Below are 8,429 nucleotides of genomic sequence, written 5' to 3' on the forward strand. Positions count from 1 at the left end.
TCGATTTCAGGAATTCATCATGTCCACATTGAACCAAGCCCACTGCGAAGCCTGCCGCGCCGATGCTCCACAAGTCAGCGACGAAGAGCTGCCGGTACTGATCAAGCAGATCCCGGACTGGAACATCGAAGTTCGCGACAGCATCATGCAGCTGGAAAAAGTCTTCCTGTTCAAAAACTTCAAGCACGCCCTGGCGTTCACCAACGCCGTCGGTGAAATCTCCGAGGCCGAAGGTCACCACCCAGGCCTGCTGACCGAGTGGGGCAAAGTCACCGTGACCTGGTGGAGCCACTCGATCAAGGGCCTGCACCGCAACGACTTCATCATGGCCGCGCGCACTGACGAAGTGGCCAAGGACGCCGAGGGCCGCAAGTAATGCATTTCGACGCCATCGGCCGGGTGCCCGGCGACCCGATCCTCGGCCTGATGGAGGCCTATGCGCAGGACCCGAACCCGCGCAAATTCGACCTCGGCGTGGGTGTCTATAAAGACGCCCAAGGGCTGACTTCGATTCCCCAGGCGGTGAAACTCGCCGAGGCGCGACTGGTGGATCGTCAGACCACCAAGACCTACATCGGCGGTCATGGCGACGCGGCTTTCGGTAAGGTCATCAGTGAGCTGGTGCTCGGCGCCGACTCGAAGCTGATCAGCGAACAACGCGCAGGCGCCACCCAGACTCCGGGCGGCACTGGCGCGTTGCGCCTCAGCGCGGACTTCATCGCCCAGTGCCTGCCGGGCCGTGGCGTGTGGTTGAGCAACCCGACCTGGCCAATCCACGAAACCATTTTCGCGGCAGCCAAGGTCAAGGTCAGCCACTACCCGTACGTGGGCAGTGACAACCGCCTCGACGTCGAAGCGATGCTCGCGGTGCTCAATGAAGCCCCCAAGGGCGACGTGGTGTTGTTGCACGCCTGCTGCCACAACCCGACCGGTTTCGATCTGTCCCACGACGATTGGCGCCGGGTACTGGACGTGGTGCGTCAGCGTGAACTCTTGCCACTGATCGACTTCGCCTACCAGGGCTTCGGCGATGGCCTGGAACAGGACGCCTGGTCGACCCGGTTGTTCGCCGCCGAGTTGCCGGAAGTATTGATCACCAGTTCCTGCTCGAAAAACTTCGGCCTCTACCGCGACCGCACCGGCGCGCTGATTGTCTGCGCGAAAAGCGCCGACAAGCTGACCGACATCCGCAGCCAACTGGCCAACATCGCCCGTAACCTGTGGTCGACACCACCGGATCACGGCGCCGCCGTGGTGGCAACCATCCTCGGCGACCCGGAGCTGAAAAGCCTTTGGGCCGATGAAGTGGAAACCATGCGTCTGCGCATCGCCCAACTGCGCAGCGGTTTGGTGGAAGCGCTGGAGCCTCACGGTTTGCGCGAGCGTTTTGCGCATATTGGAGTACAACGCGGAATGTTTTCCTACACCGGGCTGACGCCGGAGCAAGTGAAAAACCTGCGGGACAACCACAGCGTGTACATGGTCAGCTCCGGCCGGGCAAACGTGGCGGGGATTGACGCGACGCGCCTGGATTTGTTGGCCGAGGCGATTGCCGAAGTCTGCAAATAACCAGCAGCACCACTCCCCTGTAGGAGCAAGCTTGCTCGCGATAGCGGTTCATCAGTCGACATCAACGTCGAATGACACTCCGCAGCCTGCGGCAGCTCCTACAGGATTAACACCGATCCCATGTAGGAGCTGCCGCAGGCTGCGATCTTTGCTTTTCTGCAACAAACCTGTCTATACAACCCCATCCGTCGAAACAAATGGATATAAAAGTCTATTTGTCATTTCTCCTGCTGTATCCTGCCCAGGCTTTTTTAAAAGCGCGGATCTACCAGATCTATCAACAGACTTAGCGAGGAGCGCGACTATGCACGAGATTCCTAATCTCCCCTTCCCAAGCCTGCACGAACCTGAGCAGACGACCACGCAACAAGCCGGCGCCCAACAGCCCGAGCCCAAAGAAGCACCTGACAGCCGCCAGGCTGACAGCGAAGACTGAAACACCTGCCGTACAGACCGTGTGGAAAGCGCTAAAATGCGCTTTCCACACCGCCTGAACCGGGAGCCCGCCCCATGACCGATGACTTCACAGAAACACAAGCCAGCGTCCTGATCGGCACCGCCGAGAAAATGATCGAGATCTGGAACCGCCTCTCCCCCGAGAAACAAGCCGCTTTACTGGCGCGCTTTGGCAGTGAAGAAAATGCGTTGGCCGCTCTGGTCACCACGCAACTGGTCGCCCCTGCCAAGCCCTGACTGATTCCGTCCGGCAAATAGTTTTACTTTTTCACAACCCACCCGCGTTCACGCCGTTATCATAAGCAGCCTATCTATCCTGCTTTCCCGTGGACCTTTACCCATGTCTGAAAACCAGCGCCCCCTGGCGGTCACGCTGCAAGTTGTTTCCATCGTTCTGTTTACCTTCATCGGCTACCTGAATATCGGCATTCCCCTGGCGGTGCTGCCGGGCTACGTCCACAGCGAACTCGGATTTGGTGCGGTGATCGCCGGACTGGTGATCAGCGTGCAATACCTCGCCACCCTGCTCAGCCGCCCGTACGCCGGGAAAATCATCGACAACAAGGGCAGCAAACTGGCGGTGATGTATGGCCTGGCCGGTTGCGGCTTGAGCGGTGTGTTCATGCTGATTTCGGCCTGGACCCAAAGCCTGCCGATGCTGAGCCTGATCAGCTTGTTGATCGGCCGTCTGGTGCTCGGCAGCGCGGAAAGCCTGGTGGGCTCCGGCTCGATTGGCTGGGGCATCGGCCGGGTTGGTGCAGCGAACACTGCCAAGGTCATCTCGTGGAACGGCATCGCCAGTTACGGCGCGCTGGCGGTCGGTGCGCCGCTGGGCGTGCTGCTGGTCAGTCAGATGGGCTTGTGGAGCATGGGCGTCAGCATTGTGCTGCTGGCCGCTTTAGGTTTGCTGCTGGCCTGGCCGAAAACCGCCGCGCCGATTGTGGTGGGTGAGCGCTTGCCGTTCATGCACGTGCTTGGGCGGGTGCTGCCCCACGGCTGCGGACTGGCGTTGGGTTCCATCGGTTTCGGCACCATCGCCACCTTCATCACCCTGTATTACGCCACCCAGCACTGGGACAACGCCGTGTTATGCCTGAGCCTGTTCGGCGCCAGTTTCATTGGTGCGCGGCTGTTGTTCGGCAACCTGATCAACCGCCTCGGCGGCTTTCGCGTAGCGATCGCCTGCCTGTCGGTGGAAACCCTGGGATTGTTGCTGCTGTGGCTGGCGCCGGACGCGCATTGGGCGCTGGCGGGTGCGGCGCTCAGTGGGTTCGGCTTCTCGCTGGTGTTTCCGGCGCTTGGCGTTGAAGCGGTCAATCTGGTTCCGGCTTCGAGCCGTGGCGCGGCGGTTGGCGCCTATTCGCTGTTCATTGATTTGTCGCTGGGGATCACCGGGCCATTGGCGGGAGCGGTTGCATCAGGCTTTGGCTTTGCGTCGATTTTCCTGTTCGCCGCGCTGGCTGCCGTCAGCAGCTTGATCCTCTGCATCTACCTTTACCGCCAGGCTCCGAAACACCGCGAAGCCAGGCAAACCCGTTAGAAATCCACCTTGCCGCGCCCGGCCTTGATGTTGCCGCGTTTGCTTTTGGATTCGAGTCGACGGGTCTTTGAGCCGAGCGTCGGTTTGGTCGGGCGGCGTTTCTTTTCGACCTTGGTGGCGCTGAGGATCAGCTCGGTCAGACGTTCCAGCGCATCGGCACGATTCTGTTCCTGGGTCCGATACTGCTGGGCCTTGATGATCAGCACGCCTTCGCTGGTGATGCGGCTGTCGCGCAGCGCCAGCAGCCGTTCCTTGTAGAAGTCGGGCAAGGACGAGGCCGGAATGTCGAAGCGCAGGTGCACAGCGCTGGAAACCTTGTTGACGTTCTGCCCACCGGCGCCCTGGGCGCGAATGGCAGTCAACTCGATCTCGGCATCCGGCAGATGCACGTTGTTGGAAATCACCAGCATGGAAAAGCGTCCGTATTCAGAGCGTGCAGGATACCGCGAATGATGGACCTAAATACGGACTCACAACTGTAGGAGCTGCCGAAGGCTGCGATCTTTTGATCTTGCTTTTTAAGATCAAGATCAAAAGATCGCAGCCTTCGGCAGCTCCTACAGGGGGTGGTGTGTAAAACGACAAACCCGGCACTTGGCCGGGTTTGTTGATTCTGCGTGAAGTTATTCCACTGCTGGCTGCAAGGCGCGTTGTGCACTGCGCTTGTTCTTGATGCCATAGCAAACCCACATGAACACGACCCACACCGGAATCGCGTACACCGAGATCTGGATCCCCGGAATCAACAGCATCACGCCAAGGATAAACACCACGAACGCCAGGCAAACGTAGTTCCCGTAGGGGTACCACAGGGCCTTGAACAGCGGCGTCTGCTTGGTCTTGTTCATGTGCTGGCGGAACTTGAAGTGCGAGAAGCTGATCATCGCCCAGTTGATCACCAGGGTGGCCACGACCAGCGACATCAACAGTTCCAGCGCGTGTTGCGGGATCAAGTAGTTCAGCAGCACCGCGATCAACGTCACGGCCGCCGAGGCCAGGATCGAACGCACCGGCACGCCGCGCTTGTCGATCTTCGCCAGCGCTTTCGGCGCATCACCCTGTTCGGCCATGCCCAGCAGCATACGGCTGTTGCAGTAGGTGCCGCTGTTGTACACCGACAACGCCGCCGTCAGGACCACGAAGTTAAGGATATGCGCGGCGGTGTTGCTGCCGAGCATCGAGAACACTTGCACGAACGGGCTGCCGCTGTAGGAATCGCCGGAGGCGTTCAACGTGGTCAGCAGGCTGTCCCATGGGGTCAACGACAGCAGGATCACCAGGGCGCCGATGTAGAAAATCAGGATCCGGTAGATCACCTGGTTGATGGCTTTCGGGATCACGGTTTTCGGCTTGTCGGCTTCGGCTGCGGTGAAACCGAGCATTTCCAGGCCGCCGAAGGAGAACATGATGATCGCCATGGCCATCACCAGACCGCTGACACCGTTCGGGAAGAAGCCACCGTGGGACCACAGGTTGCTGACCGCCGCTTGCGGGCCGCCATTGCCGCTGACCAGAAGGTAGCTACCCAGGCCAATCATCCCGACAATCGCCACGACCTTGATGATCGCGAACCAGAACTCCGCTTCGCCAAACACTTTGACGTTGGCCAGGTTGATCGCGTTGATAAGCACGAAGAACGCAGCGGCGCTGGCCCAGGTCGGGATGTCCGGCGCCCAGTAGTGGATGTACTTGCCGACTGCGGTCAGCTCGGACATGCCCACCAGAATGTACAAAATCCAGCAGTTCCAGCCCGACAGGAAACCGGCGAAACCACCCCAGTATTTGTGCGCGAAGTGGCTGAAGGAACCGGCCACTGGCTCTTCGACGATCATTTCGCCCAGTTGGCGCATGATCATGAAGGCAATGAAGCCGCAAATGGCGTAGCCGAGGATCATCGACGGGCCGGCGGATTTCAGTACCCCGGCCGAGCCGAGGAACAAACCGGTACCAATCGCGCCACCGAGGGCGATCAATTGAATGTGGCGATTTTTCAGGCCGCGTTTCAGCTCGCCTGAATGCGAGTTTTGTCCACTCATGAAAAGGGTCTCACGCAAGGTTTGATGATGTTCAGTAGACGTTGCTGCTTGGAAACGGCATTAAGCGGCACCGATCAAACCCCAGCGCAGGCACCAGGAGTTCAGCGTATTTACAACGGTCATGCGTCACCTGTTTGTTTTTATCTGTGACGAAATCGAACCCGACACGCTCGTGACGCGGCGGAGTGAACAAGGCGGATAGCCTTGATGTTTGCGCAGATGCGCAGGAGGTCACAGGTAAAACGCGGCGCATTGTACACCGCTAACCCCCTGCTGCCAGACCCGCTGGATCAGCGTGTCGGTTGCCGGGATTGCCTGTGTCCGCCCCGAGTGGCTCGGGCGGCTGCAAAAAGGGAGTCAGGCCTTTGCGGGCCATGGACGCTGACGACGAAAAACTCGCCCCACGTTGGGAGGTGAAAATGGATTGCGGCGTTCATTGCGCCTCCTTTTTGTTATGCACCTGCACGACAGGCATGGCGCGCATAACACCTTGCATGGGGTGGGGAAACAAGCGGGTTAGAGCGGTGGGACGCTTTCGAAAAGCCTAGACATGGAAGAATTTTCTTACAGCAGTAGGGAGATGACGATTTCACGGGAGAAAATCATGGAATTCGTCAGGTTTTCTTTACACCGCGTAACGCCGGATTTCCATCCCGAAGAGGGTCGCGCAGGAGCTGACGCCATCGCGGGCAAGCCCGCTCCCACGGTGATTTGGGCTGCCCCTAAATTTCGCGCACACCCATAAACCTGTGGGAGCGGGCTTGCCCGCGAAGAGACCTTAAAAAAACAACACACAAATAAATCCAGACCAAAAAAAACGCCAACCCGAAGGTTGGCGTTTTTATGAAGCGCTCAGCCGATTACTCCGGCTTACGACGACCAAACCCTGGACGCTGACCCGAACCGGCCGGTGCGCCGCGGCGCTTGCCCGACGGCTTGTCACCCTCGACCAGTTTGATCCCCGGACGCTTCGGCGCAGGCTTGGCCGGGCGCTTGGTGTCGGCTGGGCGATCAGCTACCGGTGTACCGCGGCCTTCGCCACGCTCGGTACGTCCATTGGCCGGACGCGGAGTACGCGGGCCGCGCTCACCGTCCTGACGCGCAACAGGTTTGCGGCCTGGACGCTCGCCTTCGATATGCGGCTCGCGGCTTGCACGTGGAGCAGCGGGTGCACCCGGCGCAGCAGCGGCTGGACGCAGGGTACGCACGCGCTCGGTCTTGGCCATCGGCCGCGACGATTTACGCTGCATCCGGTCAAGCTTGTCTTTGCTCTTGGCGTTCATCTGCGGCATCGCGACCGGCGTCAGGCCGACCTCGGCACTCAGGATGTCGACTTCGTACTGGCTCATTTCGCGCCAGCGGCCCATCGGCAGGTCGGAGTTCAAGAACACCGGACCGAAACGCACGCGCTTCAGACGGCTGACCACCAGGCCCTGGGATTCCCACAGACGACGAACTTCGCGGTTGCGACCTTCCATCACCACGCAGTGGTACCAGTGGTTGAAACCTTCGCCACCCGGTGCCTGCTTGATGTCGGTGAACTTGGCCGGGCCGTCTTCAAGGACAACACCAGCCTTCAGGCGCTCGATCATCTCGTCATCGACTTCGCCACGCACACGTACCGCGTATTCACGGTCCATTTCGTAGGAAGGGTGCATCAGGCGGTTGGCCAACTCACCGTCGGTGGTGAACATCAGCAGACCGGTGGTGTTGATGTCGAGGCGACCGATGTTGATCCAGCGGCCTTCTTTCGGCTTCGGCATCTTGTCGAACACGGTCGGACGACCTTCCGGGTCAACACGGGTGCAAATCTCGCCATCGGGCTTGTTGTACATGATCACGCGGCGGACCGACTCGGCAGCCTCTTCGCGCTTGATCACCTTGCCATCGATGGTGATGGCGTCGTGCATGTCGACGCGCTGGCCAAGGGTGGCGTCTTTGCCGTTGACCTTGATGCGGCCGTGACTGATCCAGGCTTCCACGTCACGGCGCGAGCCGACGCCGATACGGGCGAGGACTTTCTGCAGTTTTTCGCCTGCTGGGCCGATTTCCTGGTCGTCTTTCTGGTCTTTGATACTCATCTGGGCACCTCCCGGTGTGTTCTGAAAACTGGGTACTTGGGCGAAGGGATCGCCGAAGGGTCGCGAATCATACGCTCATGCGGGCGTTCGCGCATCAGAGACTAGCTGATGAATGCAAGGTTATTGGCTTTTCCGCCGGCCGGTGATAGCGGGGGTGCCGACCTTCTGTAGGAGCTGGCTTGCTAGCGATGCGGTCAACGCGGTGTATCTGAGTGACCGCGGTGATGCGATCGCCAGCAAGCCGGCTCCTACGGGATCCAGGTTAGTCTTCACGTTCGCGGCGTTCGGCTTGCCGGCGATACTTGGTTTTCCGCCGACCGGTGGTGCAGACGCTGTAGGCCTTCTGTAGGAGCTGGCTTGCTAGCGATGCGGTCAACGCGGTGTATCTGAGTGACCGCGGTGATGCGATCGCCAGCAAGCCGGCTCCTACGGGATCCAGGTCAGTCTTCACGTTCGCGGCGTTCGGCTTGCCGGAGATACGTGGTATTTCCGCTGATCGGTGGTGCGGACGCTGTAGGCCTTCTGTAGGAGCTGGCTTGCTAGCGATGCGGTCAACGCGGTGTATCTGCGGGACCGTGGTGATGCGATCGCCAGCAAGCCGGCTCCTACGGGATCCAGGTCAGTCTTCACTTCGCGGCGTTCGGCTTGCCAGCGATACTTGGTTTTCCGCTGATCGGTGGTGCGGACGCTGTAGGCCTTCTGTAGGAGCTGGCTTGCTAACGATGCGGTCAATGCGGTGTATCTGAG

At 59.9% G+C, this 8,429-nt stretch carries 9 protein-coding genes; 5 read left to right on the forward strand and 4 right to left on the reverse strand.

Going from position 1 to position 8,429, the window contains the following annotated elements:
* Positions 1–19: 19 nt before the first annotated feature.
* From KGB21_RS08005 to KGB21_RS08020, 5 genes are all read left to right on the forward strand, one after another.
* Complete coding sequence (locus tag KGB21_RS08005; protein ID WP_017337151.1) at positions 20–376, forward strand: 4a-hydroxytetrahydrobiopterin dehydratase; 357 nt, start codon at positions 20–22, stop codon at positions 374–376.
* Positions 376–1,569, forward strand: coding sequence for an amino acid aminotransferase (locus KGB21_RS08010; protein ID WP_223504633.1), 1,194 nt, complete (start codon positions 376–378; stop codon positions 1,567–1,569). The genes KGB21_RS08005 and KGB21_RS08010 overlap by 1 nt, the downstream gene beginning before the upstream one ends.
* A 304-nt stretch (positions 1,570–1,873) precedes the next feature.
* Positions 1,874–2,005 carry a hypothetical protein gene (locus KGB21_RS29385; protein ID WP_263386151.1) on the forward strand — a complete coding sequence of 44 codons (132 nt, stop codon included), beginning with the start codon at positions 1,874–1,876 and terminating at the stop codon, positions 2,003–2,005.
* A 74-nt stretch (positions 2,006–2,079) separates the two neighbouring features.
* A complete protein-coding gene (locus KGB21_RS08015; protein WP_034146244.1) occupies positions 2,080–2,262 on the forward strand; it encodes a hypothetical protein in 183 nt (60 codons plus the stop codon).
* Positions 2,263–2,365: 103 nt separating this feature from the next.
* A complete protein-coding gene (locus KGB21_RS08020; protein WP_223504635.1) occupies positions 2,366–3,565 on the forward strand; it encodes an MFS transporter in 1,200 nt (399 codons plus the stop codon).
* Here KGB21_RS08020 and arfB read toward each other — a convergent pair.
* The 4 genes from arfB to KGB21_RS08040 form a co-directional block, all read right to left on the reverse strand.
* Entirely contained in the window at positions 3,562–3,975 is a 414-nt protein-coding gene (gene arfB / locus KGB21_RS08025) for an alternative ribosome rescue aminoacyl-tRNA hydrolase ArfB (protein ID WP_034146242.1), read from the reverse strand. The genes KGB21_RS08020 and arfB overlap by 4 nt on opposite strands.
* Positions 3,976–4,188: 213 nt before the next feature.
* Positions 4,189–5,601, reverse strand: coding sequence for an amino acid permease (locus KGB21_RS08030; RefSeq protein ID WP_223504637.1), 1,413 nt, complete (start codon positions 5,599–5,601; stop codon positions 4,189–4,191).
* A gap of 860 nt (positions 5,602–6,461) precedes the next feature.
* Complete coding sequence (gene rluB / locus KGB21_RS08035; protein WP_034146231.1) at positions 6,462–7,682, reverse strand: 23S rRNA pseudouridine(2605) synthase RluB; 1,221 nt, start codon at positions 7,680–7,682, stop codon at positions 6,462–6,464.
* A gap of 447 nt (positions 7,683–8,129) precedes the next feature.
* Positions 8,130–8,429 (reverse strand): hypothetical protein (locus KGB21_RS08040; protein ID WP_223504639.1); only part of this gene is annotated, 300 nt, incomplete at its 5' end.

The sequence above is a fragment of the Pseudomonas sp. GL-RE-29 genome (assembly GCF_019947275.1).
Taxonomy (GTDB): Bacteria; Pseudomonadota; Gammaproteobacteria; order Pseudomonadales; family Pseudomonadaceae; genus Aquipseudomonas; species Aquipseudomonas fluorescens_A.

What these genes read in the sequence shown, in the direction of transcription:
- KGB21_RS08005 (WP_017337151.1), top strand. Translation starts at nt 20, where the DNA reads ATGTCCACATTGAACCAAGCCCACTGCGAAGCCTGCCGCGCCGATGCT.
- KGB21_RS08010 (WP_223504633.1), top strand. Translation starts at nt 376, where the DNA reads ATGCATTTCGACGCCATCGGCCGGGTGCCCGGCGACCCGATCCTCGGC.
- KGB21_RS29385 (WP_263386151.1), top strand. Translation starts at nt 1,874, where the DNA reads ATGCACGAGATTCCTAATCTCCCCTTCCCAAGCCTGCACGAACCTGAG.
- KGB21_RS08015 (WP_034146244.1), top strand. Translation starts at nt 2,080, where the DNA reads ATGACCGATGACTTCACAGAAACACAAGCCAGCGTCCTGATCGGCACC.
- KGB21_RS08020 (WP_223504635.1), top strand. Translation starts at nt 2,366, where the DNA reads ATGTCTGAAAACCAGCGCCCCCTGGCGGTCACGCTGCAAGTTGTTTCC.
- arfB (WP_034146242.1), bottom strand. Translation starts at nt 3,975, where the DNA reads ATGCTGGTGATTTCCAACAACGTGCATCTGCCGGATGCCGAGATCGAG.
- KGB21_RS08030 (WP_223504637.1), bottom strand. Translation starts at nt 5,601, where the DNA reads ATGAGTGGACAAAACTCGCATTCAGGCGAGCTGAAACGCGGCCTGAAA.
- rluB (WP_034146231.1), bottom strand. Translation starts at nt 7,682, where the DNA reads ATGAGTATCAAAGACCAGAAAGACGACCAGGAAATCGGCCCAGCAGGC.